The organism is Caldicellulosiruptor morganii (genome assembly GCF_026810225.1).
Classification (GTDB): Bacteria; Bacillota; Thermoanaerobacteria; order Caldicellulosiruptorales; family Caldicellulosiruptoraceae; genus Caldicellulosiruptor; species Caldicellulosiruptor morganii.
This window is the reverse complement of the sequence record NZ_CP113865.1, coordinates 1,776,285-1,801,527: the sequence shown is the minus strand read 5'-3', so window position 1 is coordinate 1,801,527 and position 25,243 is coordinate 1,776,285. Positions and strand designations below refer to the sequence as shown.

The window sequence follows — 25,243 nt, the reverse complement described above, 5'->3', positions numbered from 1 at the left end:
GTGGATAAAATTTAGCAAAGGCGGTGATGGCAAACATGATTGCAATAGCTACAGGGATTCAGGAGTTTGATGCTTCGCTTGTGAAAGAATTTCAAAATGCTGAGGTTGTTCATTACAGAGAGTACCTGCTTAGAGAACAAAAATTTGATACGGTGATAATATCAGAAAATCTGGTTGGTTCAATCAGCTTTGAAGAGCTGCTCTTGCGACTGCGTGAAAACAACACAAGGGTTATAGTTATCTGGCCGGACGAAGATGACAGACCAGAAATCTTAAAGTTCATGCTTGCTCTTGGAATCTATGATATTTTAATTGGGGCAGTAACTATTGAGATGGTTAAAGCTGCTGTTGAAAAGCCAAACACATTTAAAGATGTTTCTCGATTGTATTTGAAAACCCTTAAAGTCGGTGATGCGCAGATACAGGTTAACCAACAAACAGAACAAGCGTACGAAACAAAGACAATTGAGAAAGTGGTTGAGAAAATAGTTGAAAAGCCTGTTGAAAAGATAATTGAAAAACCAGTTGAAAAGATTGTCGAAGTAGAGAAAATTGTTGAAAAGCCTGTGTTTGTAAAGCCCAAAACCATTGCTTTCTGGAGTATTGAAAGCCCGTTTGACACAGCAATGTTAAGTTATGAATTTGCCAGGATTCTCAAAAATAAAATCAACAGCAAAATAGCGCTGCTTGATTTTGAGGAGATTACTCCGAAAGTGTTTGAGCTCACAAAGACCAGAAAATCTCAAATTGAAGGGATTGTAAGGCAGCTAAACAATCTTGAGCTGAACTACAGAAAGCTTGAAGAATTAACCGCCAGCAAAGACAACATGCTAATTTTTTCAGGAATAACCACCAGAAACTTTTTCATAGTCAGGTTAGAACATTTAAACAGTATTGTTCAGCTCTGCAGGGACAATACAGGCTGGATAGTAATAAACGCAGGGGCTGGGATATCAACAAGCGGTGTTGCCTGTGCGCTGCTACAGGGCGACGTAATATTTACACTTGTCGATTGCAAATCAAAACTGAATCTGTTTTATACACTGGAATGTATTAATTTTGTGTGTGATAACTGGAATGTGGATAAAGAGAAGTTTTCAATAGTACTTGTTAATGAAGACCTGTGCTCAGAAGTAGACAGTGAATTTGCACTTGAGATTGCTAAAACAAATGGTATTGAAAGAGTTTATTCTCTCGGGATACAGAAGAAGTGGCAGAAGAATATTGATAAACTGCTGGAGGTTGTTGAAAGATGATTATAAACCCCATTGCAGGTATAGGAGCAGTTCAAAACACTTACGCTTTTTCAGAAGAAAAAATAACCGAGATAATTCAGGAATTTATACGCCGATACCCTGAGCTTTATGTAAACGCCACCGACCCGTATCAAGTAGTAAATGAAGTCAATCAACTGCTGGTGGAAAAAGGGTATAAAATCCCAGCCAAAATTATACTCGATAACATGTTTGGATATGGCATAATAGAGCACCTTCTTGAAGATACGCTTGTTACAGATATTTTCATCAACAACGAAAAAGAAATAAGTTACAAAAAATGGGGCAAGATTATTGAAACAAACCTGCAGTTTAAAAACCGTCAGGCATTTATAGAATACATCAAACGTGTTGCAATCATGAACGGTGCAAACATCAATATGAACGAAGCAGACACAACTTTTACTGATGTAAAGAGGGGACTGAGAATCACTGCAGCCATCCCACCAGTAGCGATAAAACCATTTTTGCACATACGAAGACCGCTTGTAGGACAGAAGCTTGAAACTCTGGTTAAAGAGTCGGGTATGCTAACAACCCAGCAGGCTGAAATATTAAAACAGGCGCTCAGAGAAAGAAAGACAATCATCATAGCAGGAAGGGGCGGAAGCGGGAAAACCACTTTGCTCTCCTCACTTGTTGAGGAAATTCCAGAGCATATCAGAGTCGGCATAATACAAGAAGTGTACGAAATCAGGACAGAGCGGAAAAACACAATTTTGGAACTGACAAGAAGCGGTAGCGCTACGTTAAAAGAGTATTCTCTGTTTGAACTTACAAAGAACATGCTACTCAGGTCCATTGAAACGATTGTAGTTGGTGAGCTAAAAGACAGGGAAACATTTGACGTTTTGAATGCTGTTCATACAGGACACCAGGCACTTGCAACAGTGCATTCACCTTCTGCTCAGGAAACAATTAACAGACTTATTTTCCTTATGAAAAGGGCACAGACAGACTTGAGCGAAACTTTTTTAAGAGAGATTCTTGAAAGTTCAATTGATTACATTGTCTACATGAAAGATTACAGAGTGGATTGTATCTTTCAGGTAGGAAAGAAGGTTGAGATTGTATGTTAGGATACAGACGAAAAGAGAAAGTGATAAAGCATCAGCTGCCGGTGTTTTCATTGAAGGTTTACTTTTTTGTGGCGGTAGCAGCAGCACTTCTGTCCTTTGTTTATTTTTCTACCAGAAAGAATATTATTCTTGCAATAATGTATTCAGCAATCATCTTTGGTGTGTTTGACTTTTTATTTGAGCTTGCATACATGCTTGTGTTGCAGATGTTTGTAAACCAGTACCTATCGTTTGTATCATCCTTTGCAACTGCTATGTCTGTTACAAAATCTGCAATTCAGGCAGTCAAGTACTGCAGGGAATACACAAGACCACCGCTTAAAAATATACTTGACAGCGTGGTGAGTGAATACGACGCAGGGGTGATTGATACAGGCAGCTTTTTTTCAGAGCTTGCAGGTAGAATAAATGTGAGAATTTACAAACAATTTTTTATGCTTGTGAAGGTAGCGGATGAAACAGGTGCTGATATCGTGGATATTTGCCGAAAGGTATTAAATAACAACACAGATACTCTAAAGCTTGTCAGACAAATAAAAGCGTCAACAATTGTAGGCTTTGGAGTAATTGCTTTTATGATAGCAATAAATTTGCTCATCTTTAATGCAGTGATACAGAACGAAGAAATAGCAACATGGCTTTTTACAACAAACAGACAGGACCTGATGTTTAACCTTATTGCAATTCTTATAGGGCTTGCCACACCAAAACTACTGGTCAGCTGGAGTGATTCTGTATGAAGATTCTATTTTTATTTTCTGCGATTGCTGTGGCTGTGTGCTTATATGCACTTGGCAGTTTAATTCTGTTTGCCACTTCAAAACCCAGAAAAGAAACTTTACGGCACACGAACACAAAAACCTACGTGGTTTTATTTGGAACGGCAGCAGCTATATGTGGCATACTTTACGGGTATGCGATTAAAGCATCTGTACTTTCAACTTTGCTACTCGGTATTGGAATGTGCCTTATATTTGCACCTGTACCAATATTAATAGAACAAATGCAACTGAAAGCCTTGAAAAGAAATTTGCTGTTCATGTCATACTTGTTTGAAATAGCAGCAAAACACAACCTGCCGCTTGACAAAACTCTGCTTCTCATAGCAGAAGGCATTGATATACCAAAACAAAAAAAGCTAATTCAAAACGTTGCGGCAATATATAAACAAACAAAAAGCCTTGATGAGGCTTTTAAACCACTTTTAGTGCTGAAAATTACTGAAATAGAACTCTTAAAGGTAGCCTTAGCAGAGTTTGAACGATTCGGACAGCAGGGAATCGTGGCAATTGAAACATTCTCAAACTTGCAGCACCAGAATAAAATTTACGACCTTACGATAAAAGAGAAGACTGTTGATTATATTGTGCTTGGCAGCAGTATTTTAATATTGTTTGGTGCCATACTTGCGATATTTGACCCACTGTTTTCAAATCTTCTCAATACACTACCGAACCTTTTCTAAAGCCCGGATTTCTCTTGCCAAAAGAGTCCGGGCTTTATTTTTTTAGGTGCTGCTGGCAGGAAAGCATTATTCAAAAATAAAAACTTTCGGAGGTGTGTTTTAGAATGAAAAAGTTTTTTGAATTTACAAAGAAACTCTTAAAGAGCGAAGATGGGCTTTTGGAGATAATTGTTGTTGGTGTTTTAATAGTTTTTGTTGCACTAAAGTTGGTCAATCCAACAAAAAATCTTGGACAGACATTGAGCGATTCTTTCGACAAAATTAATCAAACCATCAGCAATCAGCTATCCCAGATAACCCAGTAACAATCCAGGGTGATTCAGATGCGATTTTTTAAAAAACTCCTGAAGCTTGAAGGCGGTAGTTCGTCAGTGGCAGGATTTTTGCTTGTCCTGCCACTGGCTCTTGTTCTTACCATCAATCCACTTTATATGTTGTTTGACACTCTCAAGTACACACAGCTCGACAGTATTGCAAGAAAATATATTATCAAGATGGAAGTTGAGGGCGGACTCACAACAACTGACTATGCAGACCTTATTCAAAAGGTAGCAGAACTTGGGTGTTCAAACATTCAGGTATCGTACACTCCATATCCTGTAGACTTTGGTGATACTGTAAGACTTAAAATTGTGGCAGATATGAAGTTCAGGCGAATCAGCTTTTTTGGGGGACTTAAAAATGAAACAAAACAGGTTTGTGTGGGCCCGTATGAAAGTATTTCAAAACAAAACCCTATTGTTCAGTGAAGACGGTGAGTCAATGGTTTTGTTTATTGTGCTTGTTCTTATATTCATCTTCCTGCCAGCAGCAACTTTCTTGCTTGAATTTTCAAGGGAAATGATAGTGAAGCAAAAAGTAGAAAGTGCAGTTGTGGTATCAGGCTTTGCAGCGCTTTACAGGGTTAATCCAAACTCGTCCCTGACAGATGCCCAGAAGGAAGATTGTATTGACACCTTTTTGCAGCAACTGAAGAAAAACCTGAATTTAAATGACGACCTTACATCCAAAGACAACCTTTTGGAAGGTCCGCTTGAAATAGTTGAGGTGAGTGTATACGGGGCAGATGAACTTCCTGCTGTATGTACACAGGGGAGTGAAATTCTGGTACCGGGAATGCATGTTGTTGTTCATGCAAAAGTGAAAAGGCTGTTTTTTAAAACAGAACAGCAATACACTGATTTGATTATTCACAAGGACATAGATGTATTTGAAAAAGGAGGTTACTGAAATTGGCTCTTACTTATTTTGCAGCCATAGTTGTTTGCCTGATAGCAGCTTTTACAGACTTTAAATACCACAAAATTTACAACTGGCTTGTTATTCTGACAATTGCGGCAGCAACAGTTATTCACAGACTCAAGTTGCTTTCCAACCTTGCACCGGCTATTACACTGTTTCTGTTTATGGTCTTTGTAGCATTTTTATTCAAGGATACGTCAATGGGTGGTGATGTAAAGTTTTTAAGTGCTCTTGCGTTGCTTCTGGGGAATGACATATATCCTGCTATTCTCATAACCTGCATTGTGTTTATTGCTACAGGTGTTGCAACATACCTCAAAAACAGTGGCAAACTTGACACAGGGTTTTTAAGACTGAAACTCCCGCTTGGTATGTTTTTGCCGGTGGGAGTTTTGACTGTTTTTATAGTAAGACTTCTAACAAAAACAATTTAGGACAAGGGGGTATTTAATTATGGGTGTCAGATTGTGGTTTGCATTTATGCTTTTTGCAGGTGCGAGTGCAGGGACACTTTTAACAGTAATGGTGCTAACAGGTAATGCTTTGTATCCATTCAAAGAACTTAGAAAGAAATTTTCAAGCATTTCAAGCAATGTGACAATGCTTTTTGTTATGGAAATAACCCTTGCTATTTTGTGTGCTGCACTGACACTATTTATCAAGTGAGAAGGGGTTTTCTGCTCCTTCTCACTTTTCAAAGGAGAGAGAGGAACCTATGAATAATTTTCTCAAGAAGCTTCTGAAAAGCCAGAATGGTGCGACAGAAATACTTGAAGTAGCAATTTTGCTTGTGTTTGTAATATTCCAGATTGCACCGTCAATAATCAATGTATCAAAAACTGTTGAGAAACTTTTACAGGTGCTGGATGAATACTTGAAAAGCCAGATGGCTGTCGGTATTAACCAATGAAGAGCAAAGGTGGTGATAAGGACTTGAAACTAAAAAAAATCATGATAGCCTTTTTCTCTGCTGTTATAGCAGTTTTTCTGATGGTTGTAGTATATACACAGATGGACAGAGCCACAAAGATAAAATCAAAGACAGTGTTTATAGCAATGGACACAATCAGGAGTGGTGAAAAGATAGGGGAAAAAGCAATACAAACTACAATTGACATCAGTGCACCAGTAGTATCTCCCGGGGATGTTTCAAATCTCTTTGCAAAAACAACTATTCCAAAAGGCTGTATCATTACGCCAGAACTTGTTGCAAATACAGTGTATGAAGATGTATATACCACACACATAGTTGTCAAAGTAGACCCTGTACCGCTTGAGGCTTTCAAAAACGCTGAATATATAGGTCTTTTGAATGTTGAAACAGCAAATAATCAAACACATACAAATGTCTTTGAACACTTAAAGCTTGTAAGACTGTATGACCAGGCTGGAAGAGAAGCTGGAAAGACAACTAACGAATATTCATCTAACCTTGTGAGTATGGTTGAGATAGCAACGGATAATAGTACAGCAAAGAGGATAAAGGAAAAAGAAAAATTAGGTGTCTATTATGTGTTAATTCAGTAGAAAGGAGAGAAAATCATGAACAAATGCTTGTTTTTTGGCAGACTCACAAAAGACCCCGAGGTATTTACGACTCAAAACGGCAACAAACTGGTGCGCATCACGATTGCCATGGACAGAAAGGTCAAGGATGAAAAAAGGGCACAATTCATTCCGTGCATAGCTTTCAACAAAAATGCAGAGCTTTTGGAGCAATACTATCAAAAGGGCAGAGAGATACTGGTAGAAGCAAGAGTTGAAAATGCTACTGGGAAGACAAAAGAAGGTGCACAGTACCCAACGTTCAGGTTTGTGGTGGAGCGGTTCTGGTTTGCGGGTGCAAAAAAGGAACAGCAGCATGAACAGGCTGCAGAAATTCCAGCGCCAGCAGAATCTGAAGCTTCCGATGACGAACTTGAAAAGGAACTTGAGGAAATTTTTGAAGAAGACCAGAGTTTTGAGCCACCAGTAGAAAATGGCGTTATCACATCAGAAAGTGAGTTGCCGTTTTAAAGCAGGGTTTAAAACCCTGCTTTTTTGTTATAGCCTGCTTGACTGCTCTCAAAAGCTATGCTTGCCACATCCTAAAAGGAGGGTTGAATGTGAAAAGAAAAAGCAGATTCAAAGACTTACTCAAAAATCCATTTGCTATAGCCCTTATTGGCTTTTTTCTCATAATAATCACCTTCCTTGCTGTTATATACTCATTTGCTAAAGAGAAAAGTATTTCTGAAAAACTTACCAAAGAGCAAAACGAAAGGTTGCTTCGCGAAGTTACCGAAGAGATACGAAAACTAAACGGAAACCTTTATGATTATAACGGAATTGATGAAGACTTAATCCTTACCTATCCATGGGTAATTGCATATTACAAATACCTTGTTCTTTCAAGTAACATGGGACTGCTGGAGAAAAAAGATTTGGAAGAGGTTACGAAAGAAGCTGCAAAGAGAGGAATTAAAAATGTTACAGAGGATGTAATAAAGAAGCTTTTGCCAGAAGTGTATTATCGCAAATGCAAAAACGAGCTTTTGAGTATAGCAAAAAGAATGCAGCCACGATTTTTTTATATCAAACACAATATTACAACAGAAACCACAAAAGAGGTCACAAAGGAAAAAACAAGAACATATACGTATACGGTCGAAAATGAAGTATACAACCCTCAAACTGGCCAAACCGAAAAGGTAAGTTCTGTTAAAACCCAGACTGTTAGAATAACATGGACAGAGAAGGTAAAGTTGACAGAAACACAGCCCATCTACCTTTTGATTTGTGCTGATACAATCAAAAATCGGTTTACTGTTTCGTACAAACTTCAGAAAACCACAACCACGTACCAGAACAACCTGCCAAAGTCAGCAAAGGTTGAGGATAGCGGCAAACTTGAACTTGATTTTGACCCCAAGAAAATAATTGAACAAAAAGAAGCAAAAAGGGCAAAGGATTTAAATATCAAGACAAAATATGAAATTGTCAGCAATCTTGACAATGCAGAAAAAATTGAAAAGACTGCAAAAACAGATGTGCTTGACCCGGGCAACCAAAACCCTTCTGTTTCACTTCCGAAAAAAGCCAAAAATGTTTCATACACTGATTCACAGGAAACAGTATTAAATGAAGAAACACTGCAAAAAGTCCAGACCATGCCTGTGATTGACAGCACATATAACTTCGATGCAGAGTATAAAAGGCTTGAAGAATTGATACTTGAGGACGATAAAAATGCTGATATCGAATTTGCAAAAAAAATTATCATATACACAGCAATGACATATGAAAGAGGCGACATGGACTTTGGGTGGCTTTTTGAAGACGTGAAAGAAAACATCTTTGGAACGCCCAAAGTTGTATCGGCAAGTTCACTTATTCAATATGTGCCTGCACAGTATGAGCAATACTTTGAGGAGGCAGAGAAAATCCTTGGCATACCCAAATGGTTCTTAGCAGCAATAGCAGCAAGAGAAAGCTCCTTCAATCCAAAAGCAAAAGCAAAAAACAAGGATGGCTATGCCATCGGACTTATGCAGGTGCAGCAAATCTACTGGGATGGGCATGTGAAAGACTTCAAAGCACGCTACCCCAACATCGACATTACAGGCGATATTAACAATCCACGTGACCAGATTTTAATAGGGTCATTTGTTTTTAAAAGCTATCTTGGCAGTGCGCAGATTGACTGGGTAGGAAGCGGCTGGCAGGAAGGTGTAATACCTGCACTGGCAAGCTACTGGCTCGGTCCCAATGGCTGCAAATCGGATGCACCTGACTATAAAAAAACACGTACACAGTATGCGCAAAAGCTAATTGCCCAGGCAAGACTTTTTAAGTTTAGAATTTTTGAAAAACAGCATCCAGAGTACATGCCAGTAGATGACAAATACATGATAATAACAAGCCTGTATGGCTTGAGAATTCACCCAATCACGGGTAGAGAAAAACTGCACACGGGTGTTGACATTGGAGCTCCAATGAATGCTGATGTGAAAAGCATAATAAACGGTACAGTTGAGTTTGCGGGTACTATGGAAGGCTATGGCAATACTGTTATTGTAAAAGGTACTCTTTCAGGACAGGAGATAGAAGTGCTGTATGGACATCTCAGTTCAGTTGTTGTCCAGCAGGGGCAGGCTGTTACGCAGGGAGGTGTAATTGGTGGTGTGGGTTCAACAGGATGGTCTACCGGTCCACATCTTCATTTTGAAATAAGAGTTGCAGGACAGCCCGTTGACCCGTTTGAGATTTTGCAGCAACTTGTCAAATAGGGAAGGGGGTTTTTGGGATGAGCTTGATACAAAGGCTCTCAGAAGACCCTGAAATAGCATTTTTGAAAAATCTATTTGCAGAGGTTTTGATACTTACAAAAGAAGACCTGCAAAATCCGGTTCCACGGGGCTGTTATGATGGCAGAAATGAGCCATGGCGAATTAAGATGGAAGCTCTGAGCTTTGTCAGGAGTAGATACTGCCAGCTTATCTGTGATTTTCTCGGAATTGACTATGAGCGTTATAAAAAAGAGGTGCTGAAAAACTTCAGACCATTAAAAACTGACAAAAGGAGTGGTGCAAAATGTTGAGTGAAAGGCAGAGACATATACTTCTTTTCATAAAAAGCTTTCATGAAGACAAAAGATATGGGCCCACGATAAGAGAGATTGCGGATGGTACAGGCTACAGTCCAACCACTGTGCGCAATGAGCTAATCAGTCTTGAAAAGAGTGGGTTTATAACAAGGGAAAAAGGCAAGTACCGAACAATAGTGATTAATTAAGAAAGGAGAGCTTTAGATGATTTGTCCGAAATGCAAAGGTGAGTTTGTTGTAGAAGATGGAAAATACAAATGTATTGCCTGCCAGATTTCCCTGCCAGTAGTTTTTCACGGCTATGAGCTAAAACAGGACGATGTAGACAAGCTTGTACTGGAGGGCATCACTGATGAAATTGAGTTTTTCTCGCAGGCAAAGAACAAAAGGTTCAGAGCAAGACTTGTGTATGAAAACGGCAGGGTGGCTTTTGAGTTCCGTTCAGGCAAAGGAAATAAGTGGAACATGGGTGATGAGAGAGGAAAAGAAAATGATACAATTTGTATTTTTCTTAACTCACTTTCAAGCGGAGTTGTAAGAGTATTCAAAATAGATAGAGACAGAAAGGAAGAGAAGATATACGACTTTGGCACAAAAGCGACAAGATATTCTCATGCACTTTCATTAATAGCAATTTTGCCTTTAATTCCAGTGGAGAAAAAGCTAAGAATAATCTCTGATGATATTGCTTTTGTCAAATACGTCCTTGGTGAAGCAACACCGAGTGACAGGGAAATCAGAACAGGAATCTATGTACTCTTGCAGCTTCTAAAAAACTACACATGGAGCTTAGAGCTCAGCATAAAGAAACTAAAGCTAAAAGGTGGGAACAGCAAAAAGCTTTCTAAAAATCTATTTCCATACATCAGTGTGACAAAAACAGAAGAACAGGGCAATATAATAGTGGAGATAGAAAACTGCAATCTGGCAGTTGAGGAGCATTTTTTAGAGTATATGCAAAAGGCAAGAAAACTAAAGCTGGGCAAGTATATCATTTCAAAAGAGTTGGCTGGAAAACTGGAGATATGGCAACAGGCCGCAAAAAGCTAAAAACAAAAATTTTGTTTGCAGAAACCCAATCTAAGATGGTATACTATTAAGTAGATAAAACAATCTACTGTGGGGACGATAATATGCTAAACAAAACAACAACGGTAAGAGTAGATGTTGAAACGTATGAAGGCTTAAAGAAACTGGCTTCGGAGCTCAATCAACCAATGCAAAAGATAATTCAGGAAGCTCTTAAAGAGTACAAAAGGAAAGTCATGCTTTCTAAAACTGCTGAAGCCTTTGCTGCTCTTAAAGAAAACAAGAAGCTCTGGCAGGAGGAGATTGAGGAAAGGGAGCTTTGGGAAAACACATTGCAGGATGGGATTGAGCAATGAACGCCAAAAGAGGAGAAATATGGCTTGTAGATTTAAAACCAACAAGAGGACATGAACAGAGCGGTGTTCGTCCAGCAGTAATAATCTCAGTGGATGAATTCAATTCATGTGCTGCTGAGCTGGTGGTTGTTGTACTAATCACAAGCAAGAACAAAAATATACCGCTGCATGTAGAAATACAGCCCGAAAACAGCGGACTTGCAAAAGTATCATTTGCAAAACCTGAAGATATACGCTCAATCTCAAAAGAAAGACTTGTCAAAAAGATAGGTCAACTTCCAAATGAAAAATTAAGAGAACTGGAAGAGAAAATAAAGATTCTGCTGGGATTGTAAAAACAGCAACAAAAATCTATAATAAAAATGTAAACATCTGCCCCTTCTTTTGAGTAAAACCAATAAGAAGGGGGAGTATAAAAAATGGAGATGAGTAATATGGAAAATGAAAGGGAAAGAAGAAAGGACAGAGTTAGAATTTACTTAAGTCCTATGAGTATCGACCTTTTGAGGATTGAATTTAATTCTCATCTTCAGGATGTAAGACGTGAAATTTCAGAAGTCAGAACAGAGGTTGATACCAAACTGAAGACTCTGGAGGTTAACCTCAAAAATGAGTTTAACCAGAAGATTGGTGAACTGTCAAATCAGGTTGCAAGCCTGCAAAAAGAAACTGTCTATCAAATCACAGACTTGAGAAGCGATACAACAACAGAGCTGAGCAATGTCAAACAGGAGAGCACAAAAGAGTTCTCAAGTGTCAGAAAAGAAATAGCTGATTTAAAAAATGAAATTGCAGATTTCAAGCAGGAGACAGCCAAGGAGTTTGCCAGCATCAGGAAAGAGATAAACGACCTTAGGAGTGAGTTTATACAATTCAAAGAAGAGACAACCAAAGAGTTCGCCAATGTGAGAAAAGAGATAACCGACCTTAGGAATGAGTTTGTACAATTCAAAGAGGAGACAGCGAAAGAGTTTGCAAATATTAGAAATGAAGTTGCAAATATTAGGAATGAAATTGCAGACATAAAAAACACATTCAGATGGAATACGATTGGCATCATCGTAGCACTTTTGACAGGGTTTGCAGGAATTGTCACAGCGATAGTTTTAAAATAAAGGTAAAGGGCAGGTTCACACCTGCCTTTTTTTGTTTTCATCATAGTGCAATTACAAATAATTTATACTCATAACTATACATTATGTTGCAATATTCAGTGTTTTATGGTACAATAATATCAGAAAAACCATCAAATAAGAAGCAAAATTTTTTCAACATAATGTTTTTAGAGCAAAATAAAAGGGGGGATTCACAATGTTCAGGAAAGTAAAAAATCCAGCAAAACCTGAGGAAATGCTGCTTCAGCTTAAAAAAGAGCTCCACAGACTGAGAAAACTCTATAACGAAGCTTTTGCTTACTTTTACAGAACCGGCGACTACGAATTTGTAAAAAAGGTCGATGAGAAGTACTACGAAATTTTTAAAGCATATACCATGTACAAAGATTATCTGGCTCAAAAGTGAGGCTTGATGATAAAATGCTGAAAGAGTTTGAAGAATACCTGAAAACTCAGGATTTTACCGAAAACACAATAAAAAGCTACACAAAAGACGTTGAACTTTTTATGCGCTGGTATATTGATACTACTGGTCAGGAGTTTTTACCTGAGAATTTAACAGAGTTTGACCTTGTGGAATACAAATCATACCTTTTGCGGCAAAACCTCAAGCCAAGTACAGTAAATCGAAGTATTATATCTCTAAGAAAATTTGTGCATTTTCTACTGGACAGAGGGTTACTCAAAAAAGACATATCAACAAGACTAAAGCAGGTAAAAGACACAACAAGGAATCTCTCCCCAGTAGTTTTGGACAAAAAAGATATATACAAGTTTCGTCGCACCGTACATCAATTTGGGAAGGCAAGGGATGTTGCTCTGGTAGAGCTTCTACTCAATACAGGAATGAGAATATCAGAAGCTATAAACCTTAAACTTGAAGATGTTGAGCTATCAGAGAGGAAAGGCAAAGTGAAAATCTGGGGCAAAGGTAGAAGTTACAGAGAAGTGCCTTTAAACTCGGATGCAAGAAAATACCTGTCGGAATACCTGAAAAAGCGACCTTATTCAGAAACAAACTATTTTTTTGTTACTTCAACAGGCAAACCATTGACACGAAATGCAGCATACAAAATTATACTCAAGTATGCCAAGCTTGCTTCAGTTGATTTGCATCCACACATGCTCAGACATTTCTTTGCACAGACGTTAATTGACAAAGGGCTGAATTTATACGACGTGCAACAACTACTGGGACATCAGAGGATAGAAACAACTTTGAGATACAAAAAGCCCAATGTTCAGCTTCAGGAGGAAATGGTGGAAAACCTATTAGAATAGAAAGGCGATGATGGAAGATGTTAAAAATAGAGCGCAAAACCTTGCTGTACAAAACAGGTGTTGAATATGGTGACTATACTATTAACCATGTACTTGGCTGTTCTCATGGTTGTATGTACCCATGCTATGCCTTCCTGATGAATAAAAGATTCGGTAAGGTGAAAGATTACAAAGATTGGATAACACCTAAGATTGTTTCAAATGCTGTAGATCTTCTCGAAAAAGAAATTCCAAAGTTAAGATACAAAATTAAACACGTTAACATGTGTTTTTCAACTGACCCTTTTATGTACAGACAGGAAGAAGTATCAAAACTTTCTCTGCAGATTATAGATATTCTCAATAGCAATGGTATTCCCGTTGAGGTGTTAACTAAGGGAGTTTATCCAGTTGAACTGGTTGGAATATCGAAAAACGACGACAACTACTTTGGAATCTCTCTGGTTTCATATTCTGAAAAATTCAGAGAACGGTTTGAGCCAGGCGCTGCTCCAGTAGAAAAAAGATTAAAGTCGTTGGAATTTTTACATAGACAGGGTTTTAAGACGTGGGTTAGCATAGAACCTTACCCTACTCCTAATATTATTCAACAGGACATAAGAGAGCTTTTATCAAAGATAAGCTTTGTTGAAAAAATTGTATTTGGAAGATGGAATTACAACAGTTTTGTAAATTTCAACTTTGATTCGAAAGAGTATTACAGAAGAATTGCTGATGAGGTTATGAACTTTGGATTGAAAAAGAACATAAAAGTAATAATAAAAAGAGAAGTTTTGTTATAATTACAAATGTAAGAGGAGAAGGGTCATACTTTCCCTACTCCTCAAATCTTACTATTCCGTATCTATAGAGGTTTTCATATGAATGTTTTCTCTCTTTACCTGTCTTAGTCGGGGGATAAGTAACTCTAACTTTTCCTTCCTTTGTTAGTTCATTGATAATTTGAAAGTATTGCTTGACCGTATACGGCGTAAAGTAACCTTCTTGAGCATACAACTCCTCAAATTTTAACTCCATTCCTTTGTATTTTTTATATAATCTCTCTTTGATATTATCTTTTTCGCTGTCAAATGTATCGTAGGTTAAAAATGAAAGCTGGGGACTTGATGGTATATAGGTAAAATATCCTCCAGTTGTATTATTATTACTTTCTTGAGCCATAATGCTTTTCATAATCTTTTGTCCCAGCGGATGTTTTGTTACAAAAACAATATAATGACTTGTCTGATTATTTTCTTTTTTAAAACAAAATGGGACTACATAACGGGTATAATTATTTGAAAAATACTTTACAAACTCATCTAAAATTATCATTTCTTTATCATGACTATATATATTTGAATTTTGCAGCCTTTTTCTTAAATTGTCCAAATTTTCTTCTCCAAATATTTCTGAAACAGTTTCAACTACCTTATTATTAAAGATAGCAGCTTGAATACGGTTGTAATTAAAGAAGAAAATACATTCTGACATCTTTTTATCAACAATTATATCCACAAGATTTTTCGAAATTCCACTGTAGCCCCAAGGATCCAGAAAGGCAAAGATAGGTCCATCTATTTGTTTTATAATATCTTCAATTTCTTTGTTGGGCATTTCATAGTTTGTAATATAAATTTGAAATGGACTATTAAAGTTTTTAAATTCTTTTTGGATATTTTCATACTTTTCTTCAATGTTTTTGTAAAGCTTCTCTACAAAATCTTTGTTTTTATCGTTGAACCAAAAAACTAATTTGTTTTTTACCTTATCCAACAAATTTTGATTCCTTAAGGTCTTTTCTAAAATGATAAGAGGTGTAGAAATATTACCATCTTCATAACAACCTGGTCCACAGAACAAATCAATGTAAAAAATTTTACCATTCCAGTGGTAAGAAATAATATTCAGCCATGCTAAAAAATAGTCAGTAACAAGTTTAATTTTTATTTTCGACAAATCTGTTTGTTTATTATAAAATTCATTATCCATTGTTACTTTTACCTCCTTCACTTTTTATTTTTTGGTAAAATTATATCAAACTTTAAGGATTATTAAAATCTAATTTATACTGTGAAAGGAGCTGATACAATGCCTGTTTATAAACACAAAGCTGACAGAGAGGTTGAAAAATTTGTGTATGATTGGGGAGCTGCTACATTGAGACATCTTTCAGAGCTTGTACATCCATATCCAGAACAAAAGCTTAAAAGGTTAATAAAGGGCTTAAGAGTTGAGGAAAGGGATGGTGTATACTATGTTCCATTCAGAAGACTAAAACCTGATGTCGAAAGAAGAAGACTTACTTTTCTTGACTTTATGGTGGATTTTCTACAAGACAGGGTAACACTTTATTACCCGGCAGACTTTCCTTTTGTTTCTCTTGTTAAGACAACAAAAGGCAAACTTGCATATGTTACAGTGATATTCCCTGGCGAAGAGGAACTTGTGTCAGAGCTAATTAACATGAACCCGCCAGAAAGTGTAATCTGTGTTCTACAGGACAAACAGCAAAAAGACAAGATAAAGCTTAAATCGAAAATCGTAAAGTTCTACTTGAAAAATGGTGAAGAAGTTGTATAATATTTTCATAGAAAAAGTGTTTGCAGAAGTCAAAAAATTGGGTATAATATAATCAAGAACATATTTCAGAGTCCTACCCTATCAGAGAGTAAAGCCACAGAGAGTTTGCAGTTTAGCTTGCAAATTATCTCTGTGGCTTTCTTATTTTTCGAAAGCTTCTCAACAGCCCTTTCTCGGAGTCCCACCAAAAAAGGAGTGAGTTTAACTTGAAAAGGTTAATCGGGAGTTTGTTGCTTAGAAACTACCAATTAATGGAGTCCCACAAAATTATTGAGTTTGCTGATACAAACTGTATAGTTGTCAAGTACATTTTCAGAGTCAAAGATGAGTCAAACCGTAGTCTGTTGCTCAGTACAAGCCAGTATTTCAGACTTGGGCAACGACTGCCGACCTCTATCGAGGTATGGAAAGCTCTCGGCGGAAAATAACGGTGGGGTTCTCCTCTCCACCTTCTGGAGTTATACCAAACAGGAGGGAGTCAAACATGAGAAGTTCAACAATCAAACTTAGACTCGGTCAGGTATTTTTGACAAGAGAGGTTGCAAACAAAGTTCCTGAGCATGAAATTCTCTGGTTCCTTGGCAGACATCAAGAGGGCGATTGGGGAGATATGCCAGAGGAAGATAAGAAAATCAACGACTGGGCAGTAGAAAGAGGAGAAAGAGTCATCTCCAAATATCGCACAGAGGCAGGTGACATATACATCATTACCGAACCTGACCGCTCATATACTACAGTCTTATTTGTGTGGGAATATTGATGCAAGGGCTGTTGCCCTTGCTTTTGGAGTAATACTCTTCAGAAGCGAGTCAACAACGCAGGCAAGTCACCCCCTTTTTAAACATGGGTGTGTTGGGGAGAACGACGGAAAAGAAAGGGGGTGATATCAGTGGGTGCAGAGAACTTAAAAATTGTGGTAATAGCTGCTGCAATAATTATTGGTGAACTTATTATAGGACTAACCAAAGCAAGCTACACTGTAAGCATCAAAATTGGAAAATTGCAAGTAGACATAAAAAAAGAGGTAGTATCATAGATACCACCTCTCACCCATTGACCTGCGTTACGATAAACTCCCCAACACACCCTACCTTTAATATTATACCACATTTTATTAGTTTTAGATACAACAAATATTTTGAAAGAAGGTGATTTAAATGTCAATCGTGTTATTTATCCTAAACAACCTTTTTGCTATTTTGCTACTGGGCTTCAGCTTGCTTGTAGTTTTCTGTGCAGTGTTTAAGCGTAACATCAAATGGCAGTTTAAAAGCTTTTCGATTGAAATCACCACAACAAAGGATGAGGACATAGACAACACTCAGGAACAACACTCTCCAGCCCAGTAGTAGCTTTTTGGCAGGGTTTTCTCTCTTTCCCCTGCCTGTGAGTAAAACCAATATAAAAAAGGGGGAGTCTAACGATGAAGAGTGTTGTTGCAAGAAAGGAAACAGACAGCATTATTGAAAGCGTAGTTTACACTTCAGAAGACGGGAAAGAAATTAGACTCACGTTTGACACAGTCAAACAATATCTCGTCAGCGGTGATGCTACAAAAGTAAGTGACGAAGAAGTTGTTCTATTCATGAAGCTTTGTGAAGCCCAGAAGTTAAACCCATTTAGAAGAGATGTTTATTTAATCAAATTTGGTGACGAACCGGCAAGTTTAGTTGTCAGCAAGGACGTTTTCATTCGTAGAGCTCAAAAGAGTGGACTTTGCAACGGCTGGAGAGCAGGCGTCATTATACAGCATAATGATGGAACTGTTGAAGAAAGACAAGGCACACTTGTTTTACCAGATGAAAAACTTGTAGGCGGCTGGGCAGAAGTTTTTCGTAAGGACTGGCAGATACCTTTAAAAGTTACGGTAAATCTCTCGGAATATATCAGAAGAAGAAAAGACGGGCAAATAATAAGAAGCTGGCAGCAGATGCCGGCTACAATGATTAGAAAAGTAGCTTTGGAACAAGCTTTGAGGGAAGCGTTCATGGAAGAACTGCAAGGGCTGTACGGCGCAGAGGAGATGGGAGCAGAACTTGATGAAACTCCAGAGGTACAGCCAGCAGTAGTACCTGAACTCAAAGAAGTTGAAAACAAACCTGCTGTAGTTGTCCAGCCAGAAGAAATTGAACAGGCAGAAGAAGTTCAAATCTCTCAAGAAGAAGTTAAACCCTCAGAAGAGTCAAGACAAACCATTCAAGTATCAATCTCTCAGGATAATCAAAGCGATGAGTATCAAACACTGTATATCAGAGAAGTGAATATCATCAAATCCAAAAGCGGCAAAGATTATCTCAAAATTATTGCTTACACAGACGATGCAGAAAAGAAAATCTTGTATGCCGAAGCGAACGAAAAAACTACCCAGCTTGAAAAAAATGCAGTTATTAAAGCTAAAGTTTCAAAAGAGAATAATTACAACATGCTTGTTGATTTCAGCAAAGTAGAAACTGCAAGTGTATAAAATGGGGGAGGTTTTCCCTCTCCCTCTGAGTTACACCAATTAGTGAGTCAACAGCGCAGGCAAGTCACCCCTTAGATATGGGGATGTTGGGGAAAGGAATTTTCAAAGTAAGGGGGTGACAGCTTTGGGCAAGGAACTCCTTAAAACAGCTGCTATAACCATTATAACTATTGCTGGTGTAGTGGTTTTTGGTTTGACTAAAGCAAACATCTATGTATCCCTGCAACTACTTCCATTTAGACTCAAGATAAAAAAGAAAATGGTTAGGTAAAGAAACCTAACCATCCTTGCTTTAAAGCCCTGCGTTTCTATAAACATTTTACCTTTCCCAACATCTCCTGAAATTATTATACCACTTTCAGAGTATTTCAACAACAAACTTTCTGGCAAATGCCTCGGAGTTATACCAATAAGAAAGGAGAGTTAAACCATGATAAGAGTTGTTAACAATGGGGAAGTTGTACTTATAACCTTTGTCAACGGCAAGATTAGACTCAGTGTAAAGAAAAACGGAGCTGTGATTAGAGTAGTCGACGATGAGCTGGTAAAAAATGCACTGAAACAAGTACGGGAATTTGTTGATGAAGGCACTTTTGTCATGGTGACAGATGTGTTAAGAGCGGTGTTAAGAGAAAAGAAAAAAGAAAATGTACCAGCGTAGCTTTATGGCAGGGACTTGCCCCCTGCCTTGGGAGTAAGACCACAAATTGAGTAAACAGCGCAGGCAAGTCACCCCTTTTTTAGATATGGGGATGTTGGGGAGAAACAAACATGCAAAACAAAAGGGGTGACATCGTTGAGTATCGAAGTAATAAAAATTGTTTTGGCCAGTGTAGTGATTGCGGTAAGTGTACTTGCAATCTGTCTGACTAAAGCGAATTACAGAATTAGCGTAAGTATAAAACCCTTCAGGGTTCAAATAAAAAAAGAAGTGGTAAAGTTTTACTTTACCACTTCCTGTTCAACGCCTGCGCTTTTAAATAAATTCCCAACATCCCCCAAAATTATTATACCACTCTCAAGATATTTCTACAACCAATTTTCAGGCAACTATCTCAATAAACAACGTTCACAATAGTATTGTTCAGCCCAGTATAAAAGTTTTGCGGCGGGAATTTCTCCCTGCCTCTGAAGTATTACAAACATAAGAAAGGGGAGTTGAACCATGGTTGAGTTTGATGTAATGAAAGGTAGTTATTCTAAACTTCAGCTTTTCGAAAGGTGTGAAAGAGCTTTTTATTTCAAGTATGTCAAAAACATGGAGTATACCACACCTGCAATGGAGTTTGGCAAAATTATTCATGAAGAGTTGGCAAAATTTTTAACTACTGGTGTGGAAGGCGAAAATGTTAAACAATTTCTTACCCAAAAAGTCAGACGTTATGCTGGTGTTAATCCTGAATATGTTGAGCTTCAACTCAAATTTAATTCACCATCTGGAACAGAATACACCGCTGTGATTGACCTTTTTGAAAATAATACAGCTAAAGTGTTAGACTGGAAAACAGGCTGGCAGAAAGAAGCAGACGTCAGACAGCTTTACATCTACGCATACGCTCTCAAGAAAAATGGAGAAAAACCTGAAAAATTGTCATTTTTCTATTTGAGGTTTGACAAAGAAGATGAGTTTACACTGAGCAGTGACAAGCTTAATGAGACAATTGACTGGATGGACAGAATTGAAGATTCTATGAATGAGAAGTTGTTTTTGTACTCTGTTTCTGAAGACGAAGAGGAATTTGAGAGGAACTACTCATCATGCAGAGGCTGTCCCTATGCAAAGTTATGTTTAGGCGAAGACATTGCAAACAGAGAGAAAGCAATTGAAATAGCTATGTATATTGATGAACTGGAAGCAAAACTAAACGCAGCTCGGGAAGCTTTGAAAACCTATTTAGAACAAACAGGAGAAGAACTTGTAACAGATTCAGGAGTATGGCGCTTGACTCCAGTAAATAGTTTTAGCTTTGATACTCGTAAAGTTTGGGAATATATTAAAAGTCTTGGAAAGGACCCAATTGAATTTGCAAACTTCACTTTAACCTCACTTAAAAAACTTAAGATTTCTGAAGATATCTTAGAACAACTTGGTGAGAGAAATGTAACTTATCAACTCAGAAAGACCAAAAAGTAAAAAAGGGTTGAGAAGGTTATCCCTTCTCTTCCCTCTCCTTTCGGAGTAAAACCGAAAGGGGGAGTAGAACGTGAAAAACCAGCTTAGTTTTTTCGATGAAAGGAAGTCTGAACCAAGGTGTGTTGCACAAAAATATAAGTTGCTACTTGTAAAAGAACAATCATACTCGTACAACAGTCAACTAAAAAACGTTAACTCTGCAGTAGAATTTCTAAAAAAACATCTTTTGTTGCACTGCGAACCTGAAGAAGTTTTCATTGTTATATGTCTTGACCTGCAGTTGAACGTAACAGCGGTATTTGAAGTAGCAAGAGGCACAACTAATACTGCACTTGTGAGTACACATGAAATTTTCAAAAGAGTTCTACTGACAAATTGCAACAGCATAATCATTGCACATAACCATCCTGGCGGTTCTGAAAGACCATCAATGGATGATATCAACACAACAAAGAAAATAAAAGAAGCTGCGCAACTGCTGGACATAAAGCTAAACGACCACATTATCATAACAGAAAATAATTATTATTCCTTTGCAGAGGCAGGAATATTATAGGAGAGGTACTCCCTCTCCCTCTTGTCGGAGTTTTACTCATAACGCGAGTAAACAAAAAACTGAGTAAAAAAATAAGAAGGGAGAGGGAGTGCCATGATGAAAAAAGAACTTATTGACATCAGGATGGACGATGTGTTGAACTTGTTGAGACTTAACGTTGTAAAACGAAACGGTAATGAGTTGAACCTTTATTGCCCTAAGTGTGATGTACACAAGATGAAGGGAGAAGGACACCTGTATATCAACGTCCACAAAAACACGTTTTTCTGCCACCGATGTGGTACTGGTGGAAATGCACTTCAGCTCTACGCATGGTTGAACAACATGGATACAAAAGAAGCTTACAGAGAACTGGTACAGATACTTACAAAAGGCACAAACAGGACCCGAAAAGCTGTTGCAGAGCCTACTGCAACATATAACGTTAATGCTAATCGTACCGAAAATCTTGCACCAGTAGAGCAAAGGAATAAAGTCTACAGGGAGTTCCTAAAATTATTAGACATTGATAAAAAACACAAAGAACATCTACTTGAGCGCGGTTTAACAGAAGTATTTATAAAGTTTAAGGGTTACAAGAGTTTAAACGTGAAAGATGAGAGGAAGAGGAAAGAAATCTGTGGGACTTTACTTGAAAAGGGTTTAACACTTGAAGGAGTTCCCGGGTTCTTCAAGCACTCTAACGGTGAGTGGGACTTTGTTCCATACAACGGATTCTGTATACCTGTCATTGATTTAGAAGGCATGATACAGGGATTGCAGGTTAGAATTGTAGGAGATGCAAATAATGGCAAATACAGGTGGTTCTCATCAGGCAATATTTCTACTGGGACAAGCGCTAAAAACTTTGTCCATGTTGTAGGTACATTTAACGAAGAGAAATACAAAAGAGTATTTGTAATTGAAGGTGCTCTCAAAGCTGATATATGTTCCTATTTGATGGATGGAGAACTTTTCATTGCTCTGCCGGGTGTAAACAGTTCACACGACGAAGCTGTACAAATCGTAAAAAAACTTGGATTGAAAAATGAAGTTTTCATAGTCTTTGATAACGACATAATTGAAAAAAAAGAAGTTCAAAAAGCATATGAAAGACTAAAAAGAAAGTTTAAAAACGAAGGTATAACTGCAACAAGGCTGGCGTTTAATCTCGACTACAAGGGATATGATGATTATCTTATCGCTTCCAAAATAAGAGGAGAGTGTGCCTAAAAACCACTCTCCTCTTACTTTTTTGTTGCAATTGAAAAAAGCGTAGGTTAAAATTGCCTTATCAAAACTCTTCGAGAAGGGGCAGAGACAAATGAACAACAATTTTTCTCAAGATGAAAATGCAATTTTCAGACTTATCTTTTCGGACCCCAAAGAGATACTTTTCTTGCTGAAAAACGTGGCAAAATTTAGCTGGGCAGATAGAATACAAAAGGATTCCATTAAAGTTATCCCAGTAGACTACGATAACGGAAATGTTCTTAAATATAAGCCTGATGTAATAGCTAAGGTAACAATAGAAAACAGCACAGTATATATTTTCATCTTTTTTATAAGTAAGATTCCAGAATGCGGTATGAGAAACATAATATTAAACAACATGCTGCTTTTCTGGGAGAAAAAGATAAAGGAAGGAACAGACAAAATTCCACCAGTAATACCCCTTGTATTGTACAACGGCAAAGAAATATGGACTGAACCGAGAGAGATATATTGAAAGTTTTTTAAAAGTTGCTCTTGAAACAAAACAAAAAATACGATACAATATATTTAAATTCTTTACCAGAAATACACTTTTTAGGTGTTTATACAGAATGTCAAATTTTTTGTTGTTGAAATTTTAAAGCCACAATGGTATAATATACTCAAGAAAATGATTGCCAGAAGTGTATTAATTAGGTGTTTATAAAGAATGTCAAATTTTCTACAAAAGTAAAACAAAAGGCAGGTAATAACCTGCCTTTTTCTGTAAGAAGGAGAGTTTGAACAATGCTTAAACATCCACTGGTTGTTGTGTTTCTCATATGGTATGTTCCTCTAATACTGCTCAAAATATTGGCAGTTTTTATGGGTGAAGATGATTCAGAATTTTAGTTAATACCCAGTTGATACACTTGTTTGGTTATGATAAAATATAATCAAATAGTTGGCAAAACTATACTTTTTAGATGTTTATACAAAATGTCAAATTTTTTTGAAGGGGGTATCTAAAAGGATGTAAAGGGCACAGCGAAAATGTGTTTGGTTTGTGGGAGGGAGAAAGGAAAAACCTTTCTCCCTCCCACAAACCATCCAGCTGAACAACTCTCATAAGGGGGTGTAACTCCCGACCATATAGAGATTATATCACAAGTCCATTGCCCGCACAATGGACTTGTCTCTCCAAACCTTTAGAAACATATGGCAGGGGCGGAGGGACTCGAACCCCCAGCCAACGGTTTTGGAGACCGCTACTCTACCAATTGAGCTACGCCCCTATATCTGACTTTATTATAAGCTATAGCTGCTTAATTTGTCAACCCCTAAATTTTCAGAAACCCAACATTATCAAATTTTTATTTATTATGGTTTGGATTTTATCATATTTTGTAATATAATTTATTTGAAATTGCAAAATAATATAGAAAGAATTCAATTTAAATACCACATCAGAGCAACAAAAACAAATAAACATTACATATATTGGTGGTGGTTCACGAGGCTGGGCATGGAGATTGATAACTGATTTGGCTTTTGAAAAAGATTTAAGTGGTACTGTTAAACTCTATGATATTGACTTTGAAGCTGCAAAAAACAATGAAATAATTGGGAACAAACTCTCAAACAAGACTGAGGTTGTGGGGAAGTGGAAATATGTAGCGGTAAAAAGCCTGGATGAAGCTTTATATGGTGCAGACTTTGTTATCATTTTATTTTTGCCTGGAACTTTTGAAGAGATGCATTCTGATGTTCATGCTCCTGAAAAATATGGTATTTACCAATCGGTTGGTGATATAACTGGTCCTGGTGGTCTTATCAGATGATTTAGAACTGTTCCTATGTATGTTGAGTTTGCAGAAGCTATAAGAAAGAATTGTCCGGATGCCTGGGTTATCAATTATACAAATCCAATAGCTATTTGTTTGAAAACTCTTTATGAAGTATTCCCAAATATAAAAGCTTTTGGCTGCTGTCATAAAGTTTTTGGTACACAGAAACTTTTGGCAGAAGTTGTAAAGGAATTTTTGGAAGAGGATAGAGATATCTCAAGAAGAGAAATCAAGGTAAACGTTCTTGGCATAAACCATTTTACATGGTTTGACAAAGCTTTATATAAAAGTTATTATTTATTTCCTCTATACAAAGAATTTGTAGATAAGTATTAAGAAGAAAGATTTGAGAAAGTAAAGGGGCTTGGGGAAAAGGATTACTTTGCATCTGCAAATAGGGTTAAGTTTGATTTATTCAGACGATTTGGACTCATTGCAGCAGGTGACAGACACTTGGCTGAATTTGTACCATATATTTGTTTAACTGACAGAGAAACAGCAAAAAAATGGAAATTCAATTTGACACCTGTTGATTGGAGAGTAAAGCATAGAGAAGAACTGATTGAACTTAGTAGAGAGTATGTATCTGGCAAAAAAGAAGTACCTTTGAATCCCTCTGGAGAAGAAGGTGTTATGCAAATAAAAGCTATTCTGGGATTAGATACCCTAGTCACCAATGTTAATTTACCCAACAAAGGTCAAATACCCAATTTACCGGCTGGTGCTATTGTTGAGACAAACGCAGTTTTTACTCGTGATGATGTACGCCCTGTTTATGCAGGTGCTTTGCCATCTGATTTAGCGAGTATAATGACAAGGCATATTAGCAACCAGAAGCTAATTGTTAGGGCAGCCTTAGAAAAGGATTTGAATTTTGCGAAGAGAGCTTTTTTAAATGACCCTGCAGTTGAGCGTTTGAGTCAAGATAGGGCATATGAGTTATTCAATGATTAGAATATAGGATGTAGCTGTGAAATAAGGGTAACTGCTCTTATGTGAGAGAAGTTACCCTTATTTTTTGTAATCCGTTTGGGTGGCTGTACAGTAGCTGTAGAAAATAACTGGCGCGCCCAGGAGGATT

At 37.4% G+C, this 25,243-nt stretch carries 34 protein-coding genes, 1 tRNA gene and 1 pseudogene; 34 read left to right on the top strand and 2 right to left on the bottom strand.

Annotated features, from left to right (window positions below):
* Window positions 1–35: 35 nt before the first annotated feature.
* From OTK00_RS09045 to OTK00_RS08940, 22 genes are all read left to right on the top strand, one after another.
* A complete protein-coding gene (locus OTK00_RS09045) occupies window positions 36–1,256 on the top strand; it encodes an IMCp domain-containing protein (RefSeq protein WP_045169953.1) in 1,221 nt (406 codons plus the stop codon).
* Window positions 1,253–2,353 (top strand): ATPase, T2SS/T4P/T4SS family, encoded by a 1,101-nt coding sequence (locus OTK00_RS09040; protein ID WP_045169952.1) that lies wholly within the window; start codon window positions 1,253–1,255, stop codon window positions 2,351–2,353. The genes OTK00_RS09045 and OTK00_RS09040 overlap by 4 nt, the downstream gene beginning before the upstream one ends.
* Complete coding sequence (locus tag OTK00_RS09035; RefSeq protein WP_045169951.1) at window positions 2,347–3,093, top strand: type II secretion system F family protein; 747 nt, start codon at window positions 2,347–2,349, stop codon at window positions 3,091–3,093. Before OTK00_RS09040 ends, OTK00_RS09035 begins: the two co-directional genes overlap by 7 nt.
* The gene (locus tag OTK00_RS09030; RefSeq protein WP_045169950.1) at window positions 3,090–3,818 is read left to right on the top strand and encodes a hypothetical protein; all 729 of its coding nucleotides are present in this window, start codon (window positions 3,090–3,092) and stop codon (window positions 3,816–3,818) included. The genes OTK00_RS09035 and OTK00_RS09030 overlap by 4 nt, the downstream gene beginning before the upstream one ends.
* Before the next feature lie 104 nt (window positions 3,819–3,922).
* Window positions 3,923–4,123 carry a hypothetical protein gene (locus OTK00_RS09025; protein ID WP_045169949.1) on the top strand — a complete coding sequence of 67 codons (201 nt, stop codon included), beginning with the start codon at window positions 3,923–3,925 and terminating at the stop codon, window positions 4,121–4,123.
* An 18-nt stretch (window positions 4,124–4,141) separates the two neighbouring features.
* Window positions 4,142–4,567 carry a hypothetical protein gene (locus OTK00_RS09020; RefSeq protein ID WP_045169948.1) on the top strand — a complete coding sequence of 142 codons (426 nt, stop codon included), beginning with the start codon at window positions 4,142–4,144 and terminating at the stop codon, window positions 4,565–4,567.
* Window positions 4,557–5,048 (top strand): hypothetical protein, encoded by a 492-nt coding sequence (locus OTK00_RS09015; protein ID WP_268760769.1) that lies wholly within the window; start codon window positions 4,557–4,559, stop codon window positions 5,046–5,048. Before OTK00_RS09020 ends, OTK00_RS09015 begins: the two co-directional genes overlap by 11 nt.
* 2 nt (window positions 5,049–5,050) lie before the next feature.
* Window positions 5,051–5,494 (top strand): prepilin peptidase, encoded by a 444-nt coding sequence (locus tag OTK00_RS09010; RefSeq protein WP_045169946.1) that lies wholly within the window; start codon window positions 5,051–5,053, stop codon window positions 5,492–5,494.
* Between the two features lie 19 nt (window positions 5,495–5,513).
* Window positions 5,514–5,726, top strand: coding sequence for a hypothetical protein (locus OTK00_RS09005; protein ID WP_045169945.1), 213 nt, complete (start codon window positions 5,514–5,516; stop codon window positions 5,724–5,726).
* A gap of 49 nt (window positions 5,727–5,775) precedes the next feature.
* Window positions 5,776–5,970, top strand: coding sequence for a hypothetical protein (locus OTK00_RS09000; protein WP_045169944.1), 195 nt, complete (start codon window positions 5,776–5,778; stop codon window positions 5,968–5,970).
* Between the two features lie 23 nt (window positions 5,971–5,993).
* Window positions 5,994–6,587, top strand: coding sequence for a hypothetical protein (locus OTK00_RS08995; protein ID WP_157841033.1), 594 nt, complete (start codon window positions 5,994–5,996; stop codon window positions 6,585–6,587).
* Window positions 6,588–6,602: 15 nt separating this feature from the next.
* A complete protein-coding gene (locus OTK00_RS08990; RefSeq protein ID WP_045169942.1) occupies window positions 6,603–7,076 on the top strand; it encodes a single-stranded DNA-binding protein in 474 nt (157 codons plus the stop codon).
* Window positions 7,077–7,165: 89 nt separating this feature from the next.
* The gene (locus tag OTK00_RS08985; RefSeq protein ID WP_241765517.1) at window positions 7,166–9,328 is read left to right on the top strand and encodes a M23 family metallopeptidase; all 2,163 of its coding nucleotides are present in this window, start codon (window positions 7,166–7,168) and stop codon (window positions 9,326–9,328) included.
* A 17-nt stretch (window positions 9,329–9,345) separates the two neighbouring features.
* Window positions 9,346–9,639, top strand: coding sequence for a hypothetical protein (locus OTK00_RS08980; protein ID WP_045169940.1), 294 nt, complete (start codon window positions 9,346–9,348; stop codon window positions 9,637–9,639).
* Entirely contained in the window at window positions 9,633–9,833 is a 201-nt protein-coding gene (locus tag OTK00_RS08975; RefSeq protein ID WP_045169939.1) for a LexA family protein, read from the top strand. The genes OTK00_RS08980 and OTK00_RS08975 overlap by 7 nt, the downstream gene beginning before the upstream one ends.
* A gap of 16 nt (window positions 9,834–9,849) precedes the next feature.
* On the top strand, window positions 9,850–10,695 hold the full coding sequence (locus tag OTK00_RS08970) for a topoisomerase C-terminal repeat-containing protein (RefSeq protein WP_045169938.1): 846 nt from the start codon (window positions 9,850–9,852) through the stop codon (window positions 10,693–10,695).
* A gap of 83 nt (window positions 10,696–10,778) precedes the next feature.
* Window positions 10,779–11,030 (top strand): ribbon-helix-helix domain-containing protein, encoded by a 252-nt coding sequence (locus OTK00_RS08965; RefSeq protein WP_045169937.1) that lies wholly within the window; start codon window positions 10,779–10,781, stop codon window positions 11,028–11,030.
* Window positions 11,027–11,365 carry a type II toxin-antitoxin system PemK/MazF family toxin gene (locus tag OTK00_RS08960; protein ID WP_045169936.1) on the top strand — a complete coding sequence of 113 codons (339 nt, stop codon included), beginning with the start codon at window positions 11,027–11,029 and terminating at the stop codon, window positions 11,363–11,365. Before OTK00_RS08965 ends, OTK00_RS08960 begins: the two co-directional genes overlap by 4 nt.
* A gap of 84 nt (window positions 11,366–11,449) precedes the next feature.
* Entirely contained in the window at window positions 11,450–12,145 is a 696-nt protein-coding gene (locus tag OTK00_RS08955) for a hypothetical protein (RefSeq protein WP_045169935.1), read from the top strand.
* Between the two features lie 196 nt (window positions 12,146–12,341).
* On the top strand, window positions 12,342–12,551 hold the full coding sequence (locus OTK00_RS08950) for a DUF6318 family protein (protein WP_045169934.1): 210 nt from the start codon (window positions 12,342–12,344) through the stop codon (window positions 12,549–12,551).
* A 14-nt stretch (window positions 12,552–12,565) separates the two neighbouring features.
* Entirely contained in the window at window positions 12,566–13,426 is an 861-nt protein-coding gene (locus OTK00_RS08945) for a tyrosine-type recombinase/integrase (protein WP_045170221.1), read from the top strand.
* A gap of 17 nt (window positions 13,427–13,443) precedes the next feature.
* Complete coding sequence (locus tag OTK00_RS08940; protein ID WP_045169933.1) at window positions 13,444–14,208, top strand: radical SAM protein; 765 nt, start codon at window positions 13,444–13,446, stop codon at window positions 14,206–14,208.
* Window positions 14,209–14,242: 34 nt separating this feature from the next.
* Here OTK00_RS08940 and tcmP read toward each other — a convergent pair whose 3' ends face one another.
* Complete coding sequence (gene tcmP / locus OTK00_RS08935) at window positions 14,243–15,397, bottom strand: three-Cys-motif partner protein TcmP (RefSeq protein WP_045169932.1); 1,155 nt, start codon at window positions 15,395–15,397, stop codon at window positions 14,243–14,245.
* 99 nt (window positions 15,398–15,496) lie between these two features.
* Between tcmP and OTK00_RS08930 the strand changes: the two genes are divergently transcribed.
* The 11 genes from OTK00_RS08930 to OTK00_RS08880 all read left to right on the top strand — a co-directional run bounded on the left by OTK00_RS08930 (window position 15,497) and on the right by OTK00_RS08880 (window position 22,850).
* A complete protein-coding gene (locus tag OTK00_RS08930; protein WP_045169931.1) occupies window positions 15,497–15,988 on the top strand; it encodes a DUF5697 family protein in 492 nt (163 codons plus the stop codon).
* A 251-nt stretch (window positions 15,989–16,239) separates the two neighbouring features.
* On the top strand, window positions 16,240–16,416 hold the full coding sequence (locus OTK00_RS08925) for a hypothetical protein (protein WP_157841032.1): 177 nt from the start codon (window positions 16,240–16,242) through the stop codon (window positions 16,414–16,416).
* Between the two features lie 56 nt (window positions 16,417–16,472).
* Complete coding sequence (locus tag OTK00_RS08920) at window positions 16,473–16,748, top strand: hypothetical protein (RefSeq protein WP_045169929.1); 276 nt, start codon at window positions 16,473–16,475, stop codon at window positions 16,746–16,748.
* Between the two features lie 129 nt (window positions 16,749–16,877).
* Window positions 16,878–17,024: a hypothetical protein gene (locus OTK00_RS08915; protein WP_157841031.1), complete on the top strand. Its 147-nt coding sequence runs from the start codon at window positions 16,878–16,880 to the stop codon at window positions 17,022–17,024.
* A 387-nt stretch (window positions 17,025–17,411) separates the two neighbouring features.
* Window positions 17,412–18,452 (top strand): phage recombination protein Bet, encoded by a 1,041-nt coding sequence (bet, locus tag OTK00_RS08910; RefSeq protein ID WP_045169927.1) that lies wholly within the window; start codon window positions 17,412–17,414, stop codon window positions 18,450–18,452.
* Window positions 18,453–18,576: 124 nt separating this feature from the next.
* Entirely contained in the window at window positions 18,577–18,723 is a 147-nt protein-coding gene (locus OTK00_RS08905; protein WP_157841030.1) for a hypothetical protein, read from the top strand.
* 159 nt (window positions 18,724–18,882) lie between these two features.
* Window positions 18,883–19,113: a hypothetical protein gene (locus OTK00_RS08900; RefSeq protein WP_045169926.1), complete on the top strand. Its 231-nt coding sequence runs from the start codon at window positions 18,883–18,885 to the stop codon at window positions 19,111–19,113.
* A 504-nt stretch (window positions 19,114–19,617) separates the two neighbouring features.
* The gene (locus OTK00_RS08895; protein WP_045169924.1) at window positions 19,618–20,586 is read left to right on the top strand and encodes a RecB family exonuclease; all 969 of its coding nucleotides are present in this window, start codon (window positions 19,618–19,620) and stop codon (window positions 20,584–20,586) included.
* 70 nt (window positions 20,587–20,656) lie between these two features.
* Window positions 20,657–21,142 carry a JAB domain-containing protein gene (locus OTK00_RS08890; protein ID WP_045169923.1) on the top strand — a complete coding sequence of 162 codons (486 nt, stop codon included), beginning with the start codon at window positions 20,657–20,659 and terminating at the stop codon, window positions 21,140–21,142.
* A gap of 96 nt (window positions 21,143–21,238) precedes the next feature.
* Complete coding sequence (locus OTK00_RS08885) at window positions 21,239–22,354, top strand: DUF3854 domain-containing protein (RefSeq protein ID WP_045170220.1); 1,116 nt, start codon at window positions 21,239–21,241, stop codon at window positions 22,352–22,354.
* A 91-nt stretch (window positions 22,355–22,445) separates the two neighbouring features.
* A complete protein-coding gene (locus tag OTK00_RS08880; RefSeq protein ID WP_045169922.1) occupies window positions 22,446–22,850 on the top strand; it encodes an Rpn family recombination-promoting nuclease/putative transposase in 405 nt (134 codons plus the stop codon).
* A gap of 684 nt (window positions 22,851–23,534) precedes the next feature.
* On the opposite strand, the gene OTK00_RS08875 is transcribed toward OTK00_RS08880, so the two are convergent.
* Window positions 23,535–23,610, bottom strand: a tRNA-Trp gene (locus tag OTK00_RS08875).
* A gap of 189 nt (window positions 23,611–23,799) precedes the next feature.
* Between OTK00_RS08875 and OTK00_RS12245 the strand changes: the two are divergent.
* A pseudogene (locus OTK00_RS12245) lies at window positions 23,800–25,116 on the top strand (family 4 glycosyl hydrolase).
* Window positions 25,117–25,243 lie beyond the last annotated feature (127 nt).